A 16,103-nucleotide genomic window follows, 5' to 3' on the forward strand; every position below is an offset into this window, starting at 1 on the left:
GCCGTTTTACTCCGGACCGCTCAGAACGTGTATTCCCCCCCGACCGTCACCAGCCCGGAACGGACCCGGGAGGGCTCTTCCGCCTCGCTCCCGTCCTGGCCCCCCAGGTGGTCCTGCTGCACTGCCACCGACGCCCACACGCGCACCGGCGCGCCCAGGCGCACCGTCCAGCGGGTGGCCAGGACGTGGGACAGGCCCTCTCCGGGCACGTAGCGCGTGAAGGCGTAGGACAGCTGCCCCCGGACGGCGGGGTGGGGGCGCCAGGTGAGCGAGGGCTTGAGGTCGAAGCGGGAGGGGGCGGTGGGGATGCCGGTGGTGGCGTTGACGTCCGACACCCGGCGCGCCAGCCCGGAGCCCAGGTCCCGGTTGATGCGTTCGCGCAGGCCCAAGAGGGCGCGGCGGGCCTCCACGGCGCTCTCGAAGCGGCGCGCCAGCTCCGCCACCTCCGCGTCGGTGAACTGGCCGGCGGAGAGCGGGTCGTCGCTGTACAGGGTGAGGCCGGCGCGCAGGCCCAGCTCCCAGCGCAGGCCCAGGAGCACGCGGGCGCCCAGCGAGGGCCGGGCAATCCAGAGCAGCTCCTCGCGGGCGTAGAGCGGCGCTTCCCCGGCGCGGTTGGCGAGGAACAGCTCGCGGCTCAGCGGGTAGCGGGTGAGCGAGACGCCTGCGTCCAGGCCGTACTCCACGCCGGAGAAACCCGCCGAGTCATACGCGGCCGACAGCAGCAGGGCCTGGCTGGAGTAGCCGGTGCGCGCATCCAGGCCGGGCAGGCCGAGCCTCGGCCGCGCGGGTGCAACGACGACGTGCGTGCTCTTGGGCAGCCCCACGCTCGCCGAGGCGGACACCAGCCAGTGGTCCCCCAGCGCCTGGTCCACGCCCAGGGCGAGCTGGTGGGTGGGCGCGGTGCCCTTCTCCGGACGGGCGACGGTGTAGCCCACCGTGAGGAAGGTGGCGTCGTCGCGCAGCTCCACGTCGCCCAGCAGGCTCCAGGCGCGGAAGTCCCGGCCCGCGCTGACCTCCGTCGACGCGGTGACGTCGCCGGCCCCCGCGCGCGCCGGCGCTGCCGCCAGCACCGTGGCGGCGAACATGAGCACGGCGAGCCCCCGGGCCAGCCGGCCGGTGGGGCGGAACGCGAGGCGGGGCTCCCCCTGCATCCGGTGAACAACCCGCGAGGCGGCCGGAAGTTGCGGGGCGGGCTGGCAGGCAGGATGCGCGTCAGGAAGCGCCACGAAAACCGACCGTTTGAGAGCAGTCAGGCCCGCGCGGATTCCTTGACGCATCGTTTCCACGATCCGTATGGTGCCGCGCTTTCCCATCCTCCGAACCCAGCAGGCGGTCTTGTCCATGGCGGTCCCGTTCATCTCCGAGGTCAAGCGTACCCACAATTGCGGCCAGCTCACCGGCGCCAATGTCGGCGAGGAGGTCGTCCTCTTCGGCTGGGTGCACAACCGCCGAGACCACGGCGGCGCGGTCTTCATCGACCTGCGAGACCGGGAGGGGCTCACCCAGGTGGTGTTCGAGCCGGATGCCGCGGAGGCGCACACGCTGGCGGGCAGCCTGCGGCTGGAGTTCTGCGTCGGCGTGCGTGGCAAGGTGGTGTCGCGCGGCAAGAATGTGAATCCGAAGATGAAGACGGGTGAAATCGAGGTCAAGGCGACCGACCTGACCATCTTCAACCGCTCGGAGCCGACGCCGTTCCCCATCGAGGACAACATCGACACCTCGGAGGAGAAGCGGCTGGCGCACCGCTACCTGGACCTGCGCCGGGCGCCGCTGCAGAAGTCGCTGATGACGCGCTCGAAGATGAACGCGCTGACGCGCTCGTACATGGTGGGCAACGGCTTCCTGGAGCTGGAGACGCCGTTCATGGGCAAGTACACGCCCGGCGGCGCGCGCAACTTCCTGGTCCCCAGCCGGATGAACGCGGGCAAGTTCTACGCGCTCGCGGAGAGCCCGCAGCTCTACAAGCAGCTCTTCATGGTGGCCGGCTTCGACCGGTACTTCCAGATCGTCAAGTGCTTCCGTGACGAGGACCTGCGCGTGGACCGGCAGCCCGAGTTCACGCAGATCGACGTGGAGATGAGCTTCGTCAACCAGGACGACATCTTCACCATCATCGAGGGCCTGCTGAAGAAGCTGTGGGGCGAGGTGCTCGGCATCGACATCCCCACGCCCTTCATGCGGATGGACTTCTACGAGTCCATGGCCAAGTACGGCAACGACAAGCCGGACCTGCGCTTCGGACTGGAGCACACGGTGCTCACGGACCTGATTCGCGAGCACGGCGAGGGCGGCGGCGTGCCCATGATGTTCGAGGCGGTGCAGAACAAGGGCATCGTCAAGGCGATGGTCATCCCCGCGGACAAGGCGATGAGCCGCGCGGAGAGCGACAAGCTGGAGGAGTTCGCCAAGCAGGCCGGCGCCAAGGGCCTGGCTCGCGCGAAGGTGGGCGAGGGCGGCGAGTGGACGCAGTCTCCACTGTCGAAGACCATCAGCCCGGCGCTGCGGCAGGCCATCAACGGGGCGGTGGGCGCGAAGACGGGCGACCTCATCGTGTTCCAGTTCGGCAAGGAGGCGCTGGTCCACACGGTGATGGCGAACCTGCGTGTGCACATCGCCAAGAAGCTCGGGCTGATTCCGGAGTACGGCAGCGGCGGCAACTGGAAGTTCCTGTGGGTGGTGAACCCGCCGCTGTTCGAGTTCGACGAGGACACGAACACCTGGGCGGCGGCGCACCACGCCTTCACGCGGCCGCACGACGCGGACGTGGACTTCCTGCTGTCGGACCCGGGCCGGGTGAAGTGTCACCGCTACGACGTGGTGCTCAACGGCTTCGAGATTGGCGGCGGCTCCATCCGCCTCCATGACCCGAAGATCCAGGCGCAGGTGTTCAAGGCGCTGGGCATCAGCGACGAGGAGGCCCAGACGAAGTTCGGCTTCCTGCTGGACGCGCTCAAGTTCGGCGCGCCGCCGCACGGTGGCATCGCGCTGGGCATGGACCGGCTCGCCTTCCTGCTGACCAACGCCGAGTCCCTGCGCGACGTGATTCCGTTCCCCAAGACGAAGACGGGCACGGACCAGATGACGGGCGCCCCGGGCGACGTGGACGACAAGCAGCTCAAGGAGCTGCACGTGCGGCCCGTGCCGCCGCCGCAGAAGTAGTCGGCGTCAGACGATGGAGGCGAGCGGCTCCGGCCCTCCCTCCAGTGTCTCGCGCAGCCTTCGCAGGCCCTTCTCCAGCGAGGCGCGGGTGCGGGGCGCTCCCAGGCACACGCGCACCGCGGCGGGCGCGGTGGCGGGGCCCACGGTGAACAGCTCAGCGGGCGTGACGGAGACGCCGCGCCGCCGGGCCTGCGCGGTGAAGGACTCCGCGCGCCAGCCCGCCGGGAGCTGCAGCCAGAGGTGGTAGGTGGGCGCGCGCAGGGGCTTCGGCAGCAGGTCTCCGAGCACCTCGCGCGCCAGCTCCAGCCGCTCCTGGGCTTCACGGCGGCGGCGGACCACCAGCTCGTCGGCGGTGCCGTCCTGAATCCACCGCGCGGCGACCTCCGCCATCAGCGGCGGCGTCATCCGCGTGGCCAGGACGGCCTCCTCCGCGAGGCGCCCCGTGCCCACTCCGGCGGGCGCCGCGAGGTAGCCGATGCGCAGCCCGGGCGCGAGCAGCTTGGACACGCCCCCGATGAACCAGCCGGACTCCGGCACCAGCGTGCACAGCGGAGGCGGGCGCTTGTCGAGCAGCAGCCCGTAGGCGTCGTCCTCCACCACGGTGAGCCCGTGCTTGCGCACCACCGCGGCGATGCGGCGGCGGCGCTCCTCCGGCATCACCGAGCCGGTGGGGTTCTGGAGGTTGGGCAGGCAGAAGAGGACCTTCGCGCCACTCCGGCAGGCGGCCTCCAGCGCGTCCGGCTTGAGGCCCTGCTCGTCCATGGCCACGCCGTGGAGCCGCAGGTGCAGCCGGTTCGCGAGGACCTTCAGGCCCGGGTAGGTGAGCGACTCGGCCAGCACCGTGTCACCAGGGCGGGTGAGGGCGCAGAGCGCCACCTCCATGGCGTGCTGGCCTCCCGAGCACACCACCACCTGCTCCGAGCCCACCTCCAGGCCGAAGCGGGACAGCCACGCCGCTCCAGCCTCCCGGTGCGCGAGCGTTCCCGCGGGCGGCTGGTAGTCGAGCAGCTCGGCCAGACGCGGTGAGCGCTGGAGCGCGTCCAGCGTCTTGCGCAGCGCCGTGCCCGCCGGGTCTCCCGGAGGCGTGGCCGGCCAGTTGAGCCCCAGCTCTACCAGCGCGTCGTCCCCCGTGTCCGGCGTGGGGGCAGGGAAGTGGCGGGGCGTGTCCTTGTGCCGCACGAAGGTGCCCCGGCCCACCTCGCCGCCGATGAGGCCCCGGCGCTCGGCCTCCGAGTAGGCCCGCGTGACGGTGCCCACCGTGACGCCGACCTTCTCCGCCAGCTCACGGTGCGTGGGCAGGCGCGTGCCCGGCGCCAGGCGTCCCTCGTCGATGTCCGCGGCCAGCGCGTCCGCGATGACCTTGTAGAGCGGGCCGTCCCGGCCCCGGAGCTGCGGCGTCCAGCTTGTCATGGTGACAATTCATACGGTTGACGCCGGCCTGCGCGCAATGCATCCATTGTATCGATTCAATTGGATGGGCGTGTCGGTACAATTCACGCGGGACGGACCCATGAGGCCGCCGCGACAGGGAGAGGTGCGCGTCATGCAGGTGACCATCGTGGATGCCTTCACTCAGACTCCGGGGGCCGGCAACCGCGCCGGCGTGGTGCTGGACGCGGCGGGACTGGATGCCGCTGCCATGCAGCGCATCGCGGCGGCGGTAGGGGCGTCGGAGACGGCGTTCCTCCTGTCGCCTCCAGGGGAGAGCCTCGTCCGGCTGCGGTACTTCACGCCGACGGACGAGATTGATTTCTGCGGCCACGCCACCGTGGCCACGTTCCACCTGCTGGCGGAGCGCGGGCTGCTGGGGCGCTCGGGGACGTACCGGCTGGAGTGCGCGGCGGGGACGCTCGACGTGGAGCTGGAGCCGGTGGGCGCGAAGGGCAGCCGGGTGTGGATTGTCACTCCGCGCAATCCGTTCCTGGAGAGCCCGGTGCCGGTGGAGCAGGTGATGGCGCTGGTGGGCGGCACGGCGGCCATGGTGGACCCGTCGCTCCCGGTGCGGCGCAACGCGCACCGGCTGATGATTCCACTGCGCCGCCAGGCGGACGTGTGGGAGCTGGCGCCGAAGGGTGGGGCGCTCGCGGAGCTGCTGGCGCCTCATGGGGTGAAGGGCGTCTATGTCTTCACCCGTGAGACGCGGGAGGCGGGCAGCGTGGCGCACTCGCGCTACTTCGTGCCGGGACTGGGCGTGGCGGAGGACCCGGTGACGGGCTCGGCCTCGGGGCCGCTCGGCATGTACCTGGCGAGTCACGGTGTGGTGGCGCTGCCGGCCGGGGGCGGCACGGTGCGGGCTCGCATCGAGCAGGGGGATGCCATCGGCAAGCCGGGGCGGGTGGAGGTGGAGGTGACGGGCAGCGCGGGCCAGCCCGAGCGGGCACGCATCGGCGGCGTCGCGGTGACCGTCCTCGAGGGCACGCTGCGCGCGTGAGGTGCGGCGCCCGTGGGAGGGACTGCGGGCGAGCGACAGGAAAACCTGTCCGACAGGCAGACAGGTAGGGCGGAAGCGCGGTCCGGGGGCTCGAATCCGCGCCGCGTCTCAAGCCCACGGCCCGGCGCCGCTCGCAGGTCCGACGGGCCGTCGCTCGTAGTCCGGAAGACCGCATCGGCGGGGCCGTCGCGGGGCGCTATGCTCGCGTGCCCATGAATGCGAACGCAGCTCTCCTGGCGGCCGTGCTGTTGATGACCTCGGCGTGCCGTACCGCTCATCCGGACGCGCCCACCGTGGCCCGGGCCAGTGCGGCCTGCGAGCTCCCCGCCACTCCCGAGGCCGTCATCACGGTGGCCAAGAACCCGTACCCCGGCGAGCTGCACGAGGTCTTCGAGGTCGCGGACGGTCCGGAGTGGTGGGCTCCGGCGCCGATGGACGAAGAGCGCACGCGTTACCGTGACGCCCTGGCGGCCCGGCTGGGAGAGCAGGGGCTGGGCCACCGCGCCCTCCTGGAGCGCATCCACGCGATGCACGCCGCCATGGTCGGCAAGCCCATGCAGCGCGAGACGGAGAACGTGTCACGCGTGCTCGATGGCAGCGCCGGAAAGGTGGGGGTCATCTCCTGCCTGGAGTGGAGGCTCTTCCAGTGGCAGTCCCGGCGCTACCCGATGCTCGAGCATCCCACCGAGTTCGGCGCCTACGTCCTGCGCGGCCAGGGGCGCATCCGCATCTACCTGTCGGGCGCGGACCGCGCCGGAGGCAGTCTCCGGCACGAGGTGCGGGAGCGGGTCGCCACGGACGTCGCGCGGGGCTTCGCGCTCGTGGCCCACGTCCACAACCACAACTTCATGTTCGACCGGAAGGTGGGGGACAGGATGTGGACCACGCCGGAGACGGTGAAGGACATTGGCGGCGGAGTCGCCCCCAGCCTCACCGACGTGCAGGCCTACCGGGCCATGCGCGAGTCCCTGAAGCTCCAGGGCGCGTGGGTGACCAATGGACTCGAGACTGGCCGTTATACTTCCGAGGACTTCGACCGGATGTCCGCGTGGGAGCCAACGCAATGAACGATGTGAGCGGTGACAACGTGGTGCCGGTCTCCCGCTTCTGGCGCGATGACCGGCTGCCCTTCATCGAGGCGCGCGAGGTCCACGACGGGCGCAAGGTCTGCTACGCGAAGCATTTCCACGAGACCTTCTCCATCGGCGTCATCACCGGCGGGCAGAGCACCTACCTGAACCAGACCGCCCGCAGGAGGGTGGGGCCCGGGGCCGTGGTGGTGATGAATCCGGGCGATGTCCATGCCTGCAACCCCATCGAGGACCAGCCCTGGTCGTACCGGATGCTGTATGTGGACACCCGTTGGCTGGCCAGCCTCCAGCATGAGCTGGGACTCGATGCGAACCAGGGCTACCACCCCTTTGCCCGCATCCTGACGACCGAGCCCGGCCTCTACGCTGCGTTCAATCAGCTCTACGACGTGCTGACCGCTCCCGACGCCGAGCCCCTGCAACAGCAGAGCGCGGCCGTCGCCTTCTTCACGCAGACGCAGCAGCACCTGAATCCCTCGGCATCACCGCTGCGGCAGGCGAACGCCAGGCTGGAGCGTGCAGCCGACTTCATTAGCGACAACTGCACGCGCCCTCTCAAGCTCGAGGACGTCTGTCAGGCCGCGGAGCTGTCCGCGTCCTACCTCATCCGTGCGTTCAAGAAGCGCTACGGCATGACGCCCCATGCCTACCTGGTCAACCAACGCATCCAGTTCGCCCGCGCCCAGCTCAGGCGGGGCCACGGCATTGCCGAGGTTGCCCATGAGGCAGGCTTCGCGGACCAGGCCCACCTGCAGCGTGCCTTCAAACAGCTGCTGGCGGCCACGCCAGGGCAATACCAGGCGCCGTCCAAGGCGCTCGCTAGGACAGGAGCAGGTAGACAGCGCAGCCGATGAGCAGCGCGGCCATGACGCGGTTGAACAGTCGCACTCGCGCGGGGTTGTCCAGGTAGAGGCGCATGAAGGTCCCCGCGTAGGCCCAGCAGGCCATCGAGCCCAGGCAGACCACGAAGTACACGGCCGCGAACTGCCAGACCCGCGAGGGCTCCCGGTCCGCCGCGAAGGCGCCCATCCCCGCCACGGAGGCCAGCCAGGCCTTGGGGTTGAGCCACTGCATGGTTGCGCCGTGGAGAAACGTCGGGGCGGCGCCAGGCTTCGCGGTGCTGAGCGTGCCGTCATCCATCGCCAGCCGCCACGCCATGTACAGGATGAACGCGACCCCGCCCGCACGGAGGGCCACCGTCAGGAACGGCCAGACCTCCAGGACCTCGTACAACCCCAGGCCCAGCAGCAACAGCAGCAGGGTGAAGCCCACCGTGGCTCCCGTCACGTACAGCATGGCCGCGCGCAGTCCGAACTGGGCGCCCGTGCTCAGGGTCACGATGTTCACGGGGCCCGGCGTAATCGATGCGGCCAGGGCAAAGGCTGCCATGGAATAGAAGATGCTCATGAAGGTCTCGCCGGCTCAGGGGAAGTGTCTGGCCGACGGTAGGTGCTGGCGCCCGGGGCGTATTGAAGGAAAGTGCCCTCGCGCTCCGCGCTCGACGGGCCTGCCTGACGTCGGCGCCGCTCGGGTATGGTAGCGGGACCTCCAGGACCATCCCCAGGCCATGCGCGAGCCCGTCATCGATGACATCTCCACGGCCGCGGCGCGAGAGCGCGTCGGCGAGACACGGGGGCTCAGGCTCGTCCCGGCGCTCACCCTCCTGTCACACCCCATGCCCTTCCGCGTGGGCGAGCGGCTCCTGCTGGAGGCGCTGACGCGCGGCCAGCCCGTGGCCCTCTCCCGAAACGTGCCGGACTTCGAGCGCCCCGGCGCCGCACTGGGCATGCACCTGGCGGACCCCTTCCTGAGCCGCAAGCCGCTCACGTTCCTCCCAGGCATCGAGGGCGCCATCCGCCTGGACCCGGGCGAGGGCAGCCCGGTGACGGTGGCGGGAGGGGCGCTTCTGGGGAGCTGGGAGCTCAGTGCCCAGGAGGTCGCGGCCGGAGTGCCCCTGGAGCTGGCCGGGCGCGTGGCGCTGCTGCTGCACCTGGCGGACCCCGAACCGGCCGGCGCCATGGACGCGCTGGGCATGGTGGGCGCCAGCCTGGGCGTCCAGCGCGTGCGTCAGCACGTCGAGCAGGTCGCGGACCTGGCCGTGCCGGTGCTCATCCGCGGCGAGACGGGCTCGGGCAAGGAGCTGATTGCCCGCGCCATCCACCAGCGGAGCCCGCGCCGCGAGCGGCCATTCATCAGCGTCAACCTGGGCGCGATTCCGAAGGAGCTGGCCGCCGCGGAGCTCTTCGGCTCGCGAAAGGGTGCCTTCACGGGCGCTGTGAAGGACCAGCAGGGCTTCTTCCAGGCGGCCCACGGCGGGACGCTGTTCCTGGACGAGGTGGGCGAGGCGCCACCGGAGGTCCAGGTGATGTTGCTGCGCGCCCTGGAGACAGGGGAAATCTACGCGGTGGGGGAGCGCTCGCCCATCACCGTGGACGTGCGGCTGGTGGCCGCGACGGACGCGCACCTGGAGGAGCAGATCCGCGACGGGCGGTTCAAGGCGCCCCTGATGCACCGGCTGTCCGGCTACAGCATCCGCGTGCCGCCCCTGCGCGAGCGGCGCGAGGACATCGGCCGGCTGTTCCACCACTTCGCCCGTGAGGAAATGGAGGCGCTGGGCGAGGTGGGACGGCTGACGCCCTCGGACGCCTTCGCCGAGCCCTGGCTGCCCACGTCGCTGGCCACCCGGCTGGTCCTCCACGACTGGCCGGGCAACATCCGCCAGCTCCGCAACGTGGCGCGGCAGCTCGTCATCGGCAACCGGGGGCGGCCGACCCTGCGGCTCGACGAACAGCTCGAGCAGGAGCTGTGCGCCGTCACGGCCGTGCCCACCGGCCGCCCCGCCGAAGCGTCTTCGCCATCCGCGTCCGAGCCCCGCGCCGCGGCCGCGCTCCGCCGCAAGCCGTCCGAAATCACCGAGACGGAGCTGCTCGGCGCCCTGCGCGAGAGCCGCTGGGACCTCCAGGCGGCCGCCGACCGGCTCGGCATCCACCGGACCTCCATCTACGACCTCATCGAGCGAAGCCCCAACCTGCGGACCGCCGGAGACCTCAGCGTGGAGGAGCTCACCCGCTGCTTCCAGGAGTGTCGCGGAGACCTCGACGTCATGGCCCAGCGCCTCGAGGTCTCGAAGCGGGCGTTGGGCCGCCGCATCAAGGAGCTCGGGCTCGGCGCGGGGAATGGCTGAGGAGGCCCGGGGCATCGGCGTGTTCCTCGCGTCGAGCACCTCCGTTCCACGCGTGGAAGCCCCGGGCTGATACGTGGGGGCGAAGACGTCCGCGGCCGCTCCCTGTCCTCCCGTGTGCTTACGTGGACGGCATGCGCCTTGCGATGAGCCGGCGCGGAGGATGCACATGCGAATGCGGATTGCCGGAGTGTCGAAGGGGCGCGCGGGCCTGTCTCTCGGTCCTGTCATGGTGGTGGTGTCGATGCTGGGGCTGGGGGCCTGCACCGGGCGCCAGCAGCTCCCCCCGGAGGAGCAGGCGACGAAGCCGAAGTGCGCGGATGGAGGGATGGGCGTGGACGAGGCCACTTTCACGCTTCAGGCCAGCGGGCTCGTCCCGAGCGGCGTGTGCCTCAAGAAGAACGCGACCCTCAACTTCACTTCGACGTGCGGTGACGTGGACCTCACCGTGGACGCGGGCTTGAAGGAGAACCCCTTCCATGGCGGAGAGCTGTCGTTCAGGGTCCCCGGGGATGGGGGCACTCACGTGAAGAGAATCAAGGCCGCCGCCACGAATGGGGCCTACGGGCTCTCGGGCGAGTGTCGCGGCTTCGCGGGCCCCGATGCTGGCCCGGAAATCGTTCCGCTCAATGGCACGCTGGAGGTGGCCACGAGCACCGAGACGCAGGACGGGTAGCCCCGGGGCCGCGCACGCCTGTCCTCGGTGCGCGGCTCACTCCGCGGTGGCGAGCCGCCGCGCGAAGCGGCGCTTCCACCAGGGCTCCAGTCCCGGGTTGAGCGCGAGGGCCCTCACGAGGTCCTCACGGGACCGCGCCTCTCCCGCCACCTCACCGAGCGCCGCGCGCAGCAGCAGCGCGTCCGCCCACTCGGGGCGTGCCGCCAGCACCGCGTCCGTCAGCGCGAGGCCTCGTGTCAGGGGAGGGCGCGTGTCCTGCCCCGCCTGCTTCCGCCACAGCGCCCACTCGCGGCAGAAGTGGCCGAACGCGACGCGGACGTCCAGGCGCCGGGGCTCCAGCTCGAGCGCCTTCTCGAAGGCGCGGGCGGCCTCGCCGAAGTCCTCTTCGCGCGCCTCGCGCCGCTGTGCCCGCCAGCGGGCCCTCGCGCCGCGCACCTCGCCCTGGTACAGCCACGCCTGGGCTTCCTGGGCATTGCGCTCGAAGGCGCCGCGCAGGGCCTCCTCCGCCCCGTCCAGGCTCGCGTGTGGCTCCGTGCCCCGCTCCAGCTCGAAGAGCGCGCGCGTGAAGCGCGCCCGCGCCAGGTTGGCCCGGGGCAGGGCGAGTCCCGGGAGCAGGTCGATGGCCTTCAGGTAGGCCGCCTCGGCCTCCCGCAGGTCGGTGTCCGGAGCCTCGCCCGCGAGGACGCGGTACGTGGCGCGCTCGACGTGGACCTCTCCGAGGTTGTTGTGCCCGAAGCCCTCCCGGGGCGCCACGGCCACGGCGCGCGCGTAGGCGGCCCGGGCCTGTTCGAGCACGGGGAAGGGGTCGCCTCCGCGCTCCCAGGTCTCCCGCGCCTGCTCCAGCAGCGTGGAGCCCAGGCCGTTGTGGAGCTGGGCCACCTGGGCGTTGATGGCGGCCCCGCGCTGGAACAGCTCCGCCGCGGTGGCCAGGTCCGGCCGGGCGTCGCCCCCTCCGTCCCGCCGCCGCCGCGCCAGCTCCGCGTGGAGCGTGCCGCCCAGGAAGTAGGGGACGTAGTTGCCCGGGTTGAGCTCGCGGGAGCGCGCGAGCGCGAGCCGGGCCTGCTCCAGGTCCCCCTCCGAGTCCGTGGTTTTCGCATGCGTGGCCCGCGTGAGAAACGCGATGCCCAGGTTGATCCACGCGTCCGGCAGGCGCTCGTCCACGCGGATGGCCTCGCGGTACGCCGCGATGGCCTGGCCCCGGTGGGGCCGCGAGTCCACGCCCGTCTGGTCCTCGTAGTCCGCCCACGTCTTGTAGATGAGGCCGAGCAGGGCGTGGAACTCGTAGTCCTGCTCCTCGGGACGGAGGCCCGCGAGCGCGTCCACGGCCTGGCGCAGGGACTCCCCCGGGTCCAGCCCGCGGCCCTGCTGGAACCGCGCCCGGCGCCACAGGCTCTGCGCCAGCTCCGAGCGGGCCTTGGGCGGCGGGGGGACCAGCGCCAGGGCTACGCGCGCGGTGGCCATGGCCTCGCCGAGCGGGCCCTCCACGTCCCCGCCCTGGCGCATGCGGTGCTCCGCCAGACGGTTGTGGAAGCGCGCCTTCAGCACCAGGGACCTCGGGTGCCCGGGGTCCGCCTTCAGCGCGCGTCCCACGGCCTCCATTCCACGGGTGAAGGGCGGCAGCACGTCGCCCTGGCCATAGAGCTCCATCACCATCGCGGTGTATTCCAGCCTCGCCAGGGACTCATGTACGTCGGGCTCGCTCTCCGCGGTGGCCGCGGCGGAGGCATGGGCGCGGCGGCCGGCGTCGAAGTCGGCCAGGGCCCCCTCGCGGTCCCCCTGGTTCCAGCGCCGGGCGGCGCGGGCCTGGAGGATGTCACCTCTCAGCAGGGGGGCTTCGTGGAACCAGGGGAGCCGGTCGCCGAGCGCGTCCAGGCGCTCCAGGGCCTCTTCATGGCGGCCCTCGTAGAAGGCCAGCAGCGCGGCCACGTAGTCGGTGGAGGGCACGTCGGCGCCCTCGCTCCTGCGCAGCCAGTCCAGGGCCGGCTCCCGGTACTCGCGCTGCAGGTCCTTCAGGCGGGCCTCCCGCTGCTCGCGGCCGCGCAGGCGCTCGGCCTCCAGCAGCCGCTCCTGGTACTGACGACCCAGTGCCAGTGCCAGCGCGTAGGCGACGCGGGGCTCGCGGAAGCCATGGCTCCACGCCGCCTCCAGGGACGTTCGCGCCGCCGCGTCGTCTCCGAGCGCCAGGTGGCCGCGCCCGAGGGCGTAGTGGCCCGGCCCCACGGCCAGCGCGCCGGCCTCGCGAATCTCCGCGTCCAGCTCCGCCATGCGCGCGCGCAGCAGCGCCCTGTCGGCGCGTGTGTCGTGCAGCCGGGAGAGGCCGGTGTAGCGGGCCAGCGCCTCGATGCGCTCCACCCGCTCGGTGAAGCGGCGCGCGAGCCCCTCGCGCCGAGAGGCCTCCCGGCGCGTGAGTCCCGCCCAGCCCAGCGCGCCGCCCACCAGCAGCAGGGCCACCACAGCCACGCCCACCACCAGCCGGTGCTTGCGCAGCCGCCTCCGCAGGCGGGACAGGGGGCCCACGGGGCGCGCGTGGACGGGCTCCCCGCGCAGGAAGCGGTCCAGGTCCTCGGCCAGGGCGCGCGCCGAGTCGTAGCGGGCGGAGCGGTCCTTCTCCAGACACTTGAGGACGATGGCCTCCAGGTCCACCGGGATGTCCGGGTCCAGCGCGCGGGGAGGGAGCGGCTCCTGGGTGGAGATGCGGGTGAGCACCTCCAGCCCGTTCTCCCCGGGGATGGGGGGCTGGCCGGTGAGGAGGTGATAGAGCGTGGCGCCCAGGCCGTAGACGTCCGCGCGGCGGTCCAGCCGCTTCACCTCGCCCCGGGCCTGCTCCGGCGACATGTAGTGGGGCGTGCCCAGCACCGCTCCGGTGGCCGTGGCGCCCAGCTCCGTCCAGTCCCGCGCCAGGCCGAAGTCCATGACGAAGGGCTTGAAGCGGCCGTCCTCCGTGCGCTCCACCAGGATGTTGGAGGGCTTGAGGTCGCGGTGGATGAGGCCCGCGCGGTGGGCGGCATGCACCGCCTCCGCGGCCTCCCGGAGGAGCAGCGCCTTTTGCTCGACGCCCAGCTCGCCCCGCAGGTGGTGCAGCGGCTGGCCGTCCACGTACTGCATGGCGATGAAGGGGCGGCCCTGGACCTCGCCCACCTCGTACACCTGGCACACGCGCTCGTGCTCCACTCGCGCCTGGGCGCGGGCCTCGGAGAGCAGGTGCCGCACGAGCGCCGCGTCCTCGCCCCGGACGAACTTGAGGGCCACGTCGCGGCGCAGCCGGGCGTCATGGGCGAGGAACACCTGGCCCATGCCACCCTGGCCCAGAAAGCGCACGCACTGGTAGCGCTCCCAGTGGGGCACGGGGAAGGCCGGCTCCTCCGCCGTCGTGTCCTCCTTCTTCGAGGGGGAGAGCGGCAGCGTCGGCGAGCCCTGCTCCCGCGCCTCACGCTCGCGCGCGGCCTCCCGTGCCGCCCGCAGCAGGGGGGCCAGCGTCTCTTCCGAGTAGCGCCCCTGCGCCGCCAGCAGCTCCAGTGGGCCGCGCGAGAGAGTGCGGGCCTGCTCGCGCAGCAGCCTTGCCTCCTCGCGCGAAATGAGCCCCTCGGCCACCGCCATGCGCAGCTCGGCCTCGTCCTCTTCGTGCCTGGTGCTCATCGGGTCCTGTCCGTCGACATGCCCATCCCCTCCACGCGTCGACGTTCGACGCGCCACGCGTGGCGCACGCTTCCCGGAGGATAGGTGAGCCCCGCGAAGGGGTCTACGCGACGGGCCCTCACTCGGGCAGCCCGGCTCGGGAAGGCACTGGCATATCGGGTGCAAACCCCTGCCATGCCGCACGGCGATGCGCGTGCCGGCCAGCCCTCATTCGAAATGGAGAACCCGACCATGGCAGAGAATGCTTCGAAGGCCGTCGTGACGAGCCCGCAGATTGTCCCGGCGTGCGAGGTGACCCCGCTGCCCGCCGACGTGGACCCGCCCCTGGTGTTCACCGGCGTCGTCGGGACGACGGTCGAAATCAGGAACAGGCCCTTCAAGTTCGCGCTGACCATCCCCGACCCCAAGGCCCAGGACGCGACGTCCTTCGACCTGTCGCTCACCACGCCCGCGCCCAAGCCCGAGGATCCGGACCTGAAGATCCTCGGCGTCGCGGTGGCGCCGGTGCAGAAGACCTTCAGCGTCGTGCTGGGCTGGCCCGGGAAGATTCCCATCGTCCCGGACACGTTCGCCCTGAGCGCCATCAACTTCCAGCTCAGCCGCAAGCCCAAGGCCTGAGCCGCACGGAGTCTTCCTTCACGAGGCCCGCCCGCGCGCGGGTCTCGTTTCCTCAACACTTCCCGGTGACGAGAAGCCTCATGAAGCGACCCGCCGAAGCGACGACAGCCCCCATGCCGGAGCCCACCCAGGACGTTCCGCACGAACCGGACGCGTACGCGATGTGCCGCCCCGCTCCGCCGGGCGAGCAGCGCCTGTCCCTGAAGGAGATGGCGAAGCTGCTCGCGGACAACGGCTTCACCCCCGAGGACTCCGCCCGCGCGCTGCGCGGGGCCTACCCGGACACGACGGCCGGGCAGATGTCGGACGCGCTCGTGGCGGCCTGGCCGGGGCTCACGCCGGAGCGGCTCGCGGCTGCGCTCAAGGCCGCAGGCTACGACACCCGCCCCACGTGGATGGCGCTGGCCTCCATGCCCACGCCGCGGAGCATGCTGGGCGTGGGCGTCGTCGAAGGCAGGCTCCTCGCCATCGCGGGCCAGTCCACGCGGCCCTCCAGCGGGAACGAGGCGTACGACCCCGCCACCAACACCTGGACGCGCCTGGCCCCGATGCCCGCCGTCCACGGCGCCCGGAACCTCGCCGTGGGAGTGGTGGGTGGGAAGCTCCACGCCCTCGGCGGGGATGACGCCCAGCGCGGGGCGAACCCGCTCACGCTCCACTTCGCATACGACGCGGCGACCGACACCTGGGCCGCGCGGCGCGAGCTGCCCATCGCCACCCAGGGACATGGCCTGGGCGTGGTGGGCGGGAAGCTCCACGTCGTCGGCGGCATGAGCAGGTCCGTCCGGTTCACCTCGGCCAACCTCGAGTACGACGCGGCCGGGGACTCCTGGCGGCAGCGGGCGCCCATGCCCACCGCGAGGGATGGCCTGGCCGTCGGCGTCGTGGGCGGGCTGCTGCATGCCATCGGCGGTAGGTCCTCCCAGTCCCCGTTCTCCCCGCTGGCGGTACACGAGGTCTATGACCCCGTGACGGATACCTGGTCGTCCCGGAAGCCCATGCCCACCCCGCGCTCGTACCTCGCCATGGCGGTGGTGGGCGGGAAGCTGTACGCCATCGGCGGCGGCGTCTGGCACGACACGGGGCGGCGGCTGCTCGACACGGTGGAGGTCTACGACTCCGCGACCGACACCTGGTCCTCGCTCCCGCCGCTGCCATCGGCCCGCTACTTCCACTCCGCCGCGAGCATCGGCGACACCCTCTACGCCGTGGGGGGCGAACACGACGCGCCCACCTCGCTGAGCCTCCTGGAAGCGCTGCGCCTGAGTTGACGTGCGGGCAACAGGGCCCGCGGCCACCCTCACGGAGGAA

At 71.9% G+C, this 16,103-nt stretch carries 12 protein-coding genes; 8 read left to right on the forward strand and 4 right to left on the reverse strand.

The annotated features are described in order from the left end of the window. Positions 1 to 20 precede the first annotated feature (20 nt). Positions 21 to 1,151 (reverse strand): hypothetical protein, encoded by a 1,131-nt coding sequence (locus tag LXT23_RS48395; protein WP_253987351.1) that lies wholly within the window; start codon positions 1,149 to 1,151, stop codon positions 21 to 23. A 190-nt stretch (positions 1,152 to 1,341) separates the two neighbouring features. Here LXT23_RS48395 and aspS point away from each other — a divergent pair, with 190 nt between their 5' ends. Then, positions 1,342 to 3,159 carry an aspartate--tRNA ligase gene (aspS, locus tag LXT23_RS48400; protein ID WP_253987352.1) on the forward strand — a complete coding sequence of 606 codons (1,818 nt, stop codon included), beginning with the start codon at positions 1,342 to 1,344 and terminating at the stop codon, positions 3,157 to 3,159. A 6-nt stretch (positions 3,160 to 3,165) separates the two neighbouring features. Here the strand turns inward: aspS and LXT23_RS48405 are convergent, their stop codons facing one another. Beyond that, complete coding sequence (locus tag LXT23_RS48405; protein ID WP_253987353.1) at positions 3,166 to 4,569, reverse strand: aminotransferase-like domain-containing protein; 1,404 nt, start codon at positions 4,567 to 4,569, stop codon at positions 3,166 to 3,168. A 100-nt stretch (positions 4,570 to 4,669) separates the two neighbouring features. Here LXT23_RS48405 and LXT23_RS48410 point away from each other — a divergent pair, with 100 nt between their 5' ends. From LXT23_RS48410 to LXT23_RS48420, 3 genes are all read left to right on the forward strand, one after another. Next, positions 4,670 to 5,590 carry a PhzF family phenazine biosynthesis protein gene (locus LXT23_RS48410; RefSeq protein WP_253987354.1) on the forward strand — a complete coding sequence of 307 codons (921 nt, stop codon included), beginning with the start codon at positions 4,670 to 4,672 and terminating at the stop codon, positions 5,588 to 5,590. A gap of 212 nt (positions 5,591 to 5,802) precedes the next feature. Continuing rightward, positions 5,803 to 6,657, forward strand: coding sequence for a hypothetical protein (locus LXT23_RS48415; RefSeq protein ID WP_253987355.1), 855 nt, complete (start codon positions 5,803 to 5,805; stop codon positions 6,655 to 6,657). Beyond that, a complete protein-coding gene (locus LXT23_RS48420) occupies positions 6,654 to 7,535 on the forward strand; it encodes an AraC family transcriptional regulator (RefSeq protein WP_253987356.1) in 882 nt (293 codons plus the stop codon). Before LXT23_RS48415 ends, LXT23_RS48420 begins: the two co-directional genes overlap by 4 nt. Here the strand turns inward: LXT23_RS48420 and LXT23_RS48425 are convergent. Further along, the gene (locus LXT23_RS48425; protein WP_253987357.1) at positions 7,501 to 8,088 is read right to left on the reverse strand and encodes a LysE family translocator; all 588 of its coding nucleotides are present in this window, start codon (positions 8,086 to 8,088) and stop codon (positions 7,501 to 7,503) included. The genes LXT23_RS48420 and LXT23_RS48425 overlap by 35 nt on opposite strands. Positions 8,089 to 8,248: 160 nt before the next feature. Between LXT23_RS48425 and LXT23_RS48430 the strand changes: the two genes are divergently transcribed. Together LXT23_RS48430 and LXT23_RS48435 are read left to right on the forward strand one after the other, a co-directional pair. Then, entirely contained in the window at positions 8,249 to 9,865 is a 1,617-nt protein-coding gene (locus LXT23_RS48430) for a sigma 54-interacting transcriptional regulator (protein ID WP_253987358.1), read from the forward strand. 166 nt (positions 9,866 to 10,031) lie between these two features. After that, positions 10,032 to 10,538, forward strand: a complete 507-nt coding sequence (locus LXT23_RS48435) for a hypothetical protein (RefSeq protein ID WP_253987359.1) — start codon at positions 10,032 to 10,034, stop codon at positions 10,536 to 10,538. Positions 10,539 to 10,574: 36 nt separating this feature from the next. Here the strand turns inward: LXT23_RS48435 and LXT23_RS48440 are convergent, their stop codons facing one another. Continuing rightward, positions 10,575 to 14,174 (reverse strand): serine/threonine-protein kinase, encoded by a 3,600-nt coding sequence (locus tag LXT23_RS48440; protein ID WP_253987360.1) that lies wholly within the window; start codon positions 14,172 to 14,174, stop codon positions 10,575 to 10,577. Between the two features lie 231 nt (positions 14,175 to 14,405). Here LXT23_RS48440 and LXT23_RS48445 point away from each other — a divergent pair, with 231 nt between their 5' ends. Beyond that, positions 14,406 to 14,792, forward strand: coding sequence for a hypothetical protein (locus LXT23_RS48445; RefSeq protein ID WP_253987361.1), 387 nt, complete (start codon positions 14,406 to 14,408; stop codon positions 14,790 to 14,792). 80 nt (positions 14,793 to 14,872) lie between these two features. Next, entirely contained in the window at positions 14,873 to 16,063 is a 1,191-nt protein-coding gene (locus LXT23_RS48450) for a Kelch repeat-containing protein (RefSeq protein WP_253987362.1), read from the forward strand. Positions 16,064 to 16,103: the final 40 nt, after the last annotated feature.

The organism is Pyxidicoccus xibeiensis, assembly GCF_024198175.1.
Taxonomy (GTDB): domain Bacteria; phylum Myxococcota; class Myxococcia; order Myxococcales; family Myxococcaceae; genus Myxococcus; species Myxococcus xibeiensis.

What these genes read in the sequence shown, in the direction of transcription:
- LXT23_RS48395 (WP_253987351.1), bottom strand. Translation starts at nt 1,151, where the DNA reads ATGCAGGGGGAGCCCCGCCTCGCGTTCCGCCCCACCGGCCGGCTGGCC.
- aspS (WP_253987352.1), top strand. Translation starts at nt 1,342, where the DNA reads ATGGCGGTCCCGTTCATCTCCGAGGTCAAGCGTACCCACAATTGCGGC.
- LXT23_RS48405 (WP_253987353.1), bottom strand. Translation starts at nt 4,569, where the DNA reads ATGACAAGCTGGACGCCGCAGCTCCGGGGCCGGGACGGCCCGCTCTAC.
- LXT23_RS48410 (WP_253987354.1), top strand. Translation starts at nt 4,670, where the DNA reads ATGAGGCCGCCGCGACAGGGAGAGGTGCGCGTCATGCAGGTGACCATC.
- LXT23_RS48415 (WP_253987355.1), top strand. Translation starts at nt 5,803, where the DNA reads ATGAATGCGAACGCAGCTCTCCTGGCGGCCGTGCTGTTGATGACCTCG.
- LXT23_RS48420 (WP_253987356.1), top strand. Translation starts at nt 6,654, where the DNA reads ATGAACGATGTGAGCGGTGACAACGTGGTGCCGGTCTCCCGCTTCTGG.
- LXT23_RS48425 (WP_253987357.1), bottom strand. Translation starts at nt 8,088, where the DNA reads ATGAGCATCTTCTATTCCATGGCAGCCTTTGCCCTGGCCGCATCGATT.
- LXT23_RS48430 (WP_253987358.1), top strand. Translation starts at nt 8,249, where the DNA reads ATGCGCGAGCCCGTCATCGATGACATCTCCACGGCCGCGGCGCGAGAG.
- LXT23_RS48435 (WP_253987359.1), top strand. Translation starts at nt 10,032, where the DNA reads ATGCGAATGCGGATTGCCGGAGTGTCGAAGGGGCGCGCGGGCCTGTCT.
- LXT23_RS48440 (WP_253987360.1), bottom strand. Translation starts at nt 14,174, where the DNA reads ATGAGCACCAGGCACGAAGAGGACGAGGCCGAGCTGCGCATGGCGGTG.
- LXT23_RS48445 (WP_253987361.1), top strand. Translation starts at nt 14,406, where the DNA reads ATGGCAGAGAATGCTTCGAAGGCCGTCGTGACGAGCCCGCAGATTGTC.
- LXT23_RS48450 (WP_253987362.1), top strand. Translation starts at nt 14,873, where the DNA reads ATGAAGCGACCCGCCGAAGCGACGACAGCCCCCATGCCGGAGCCCACC.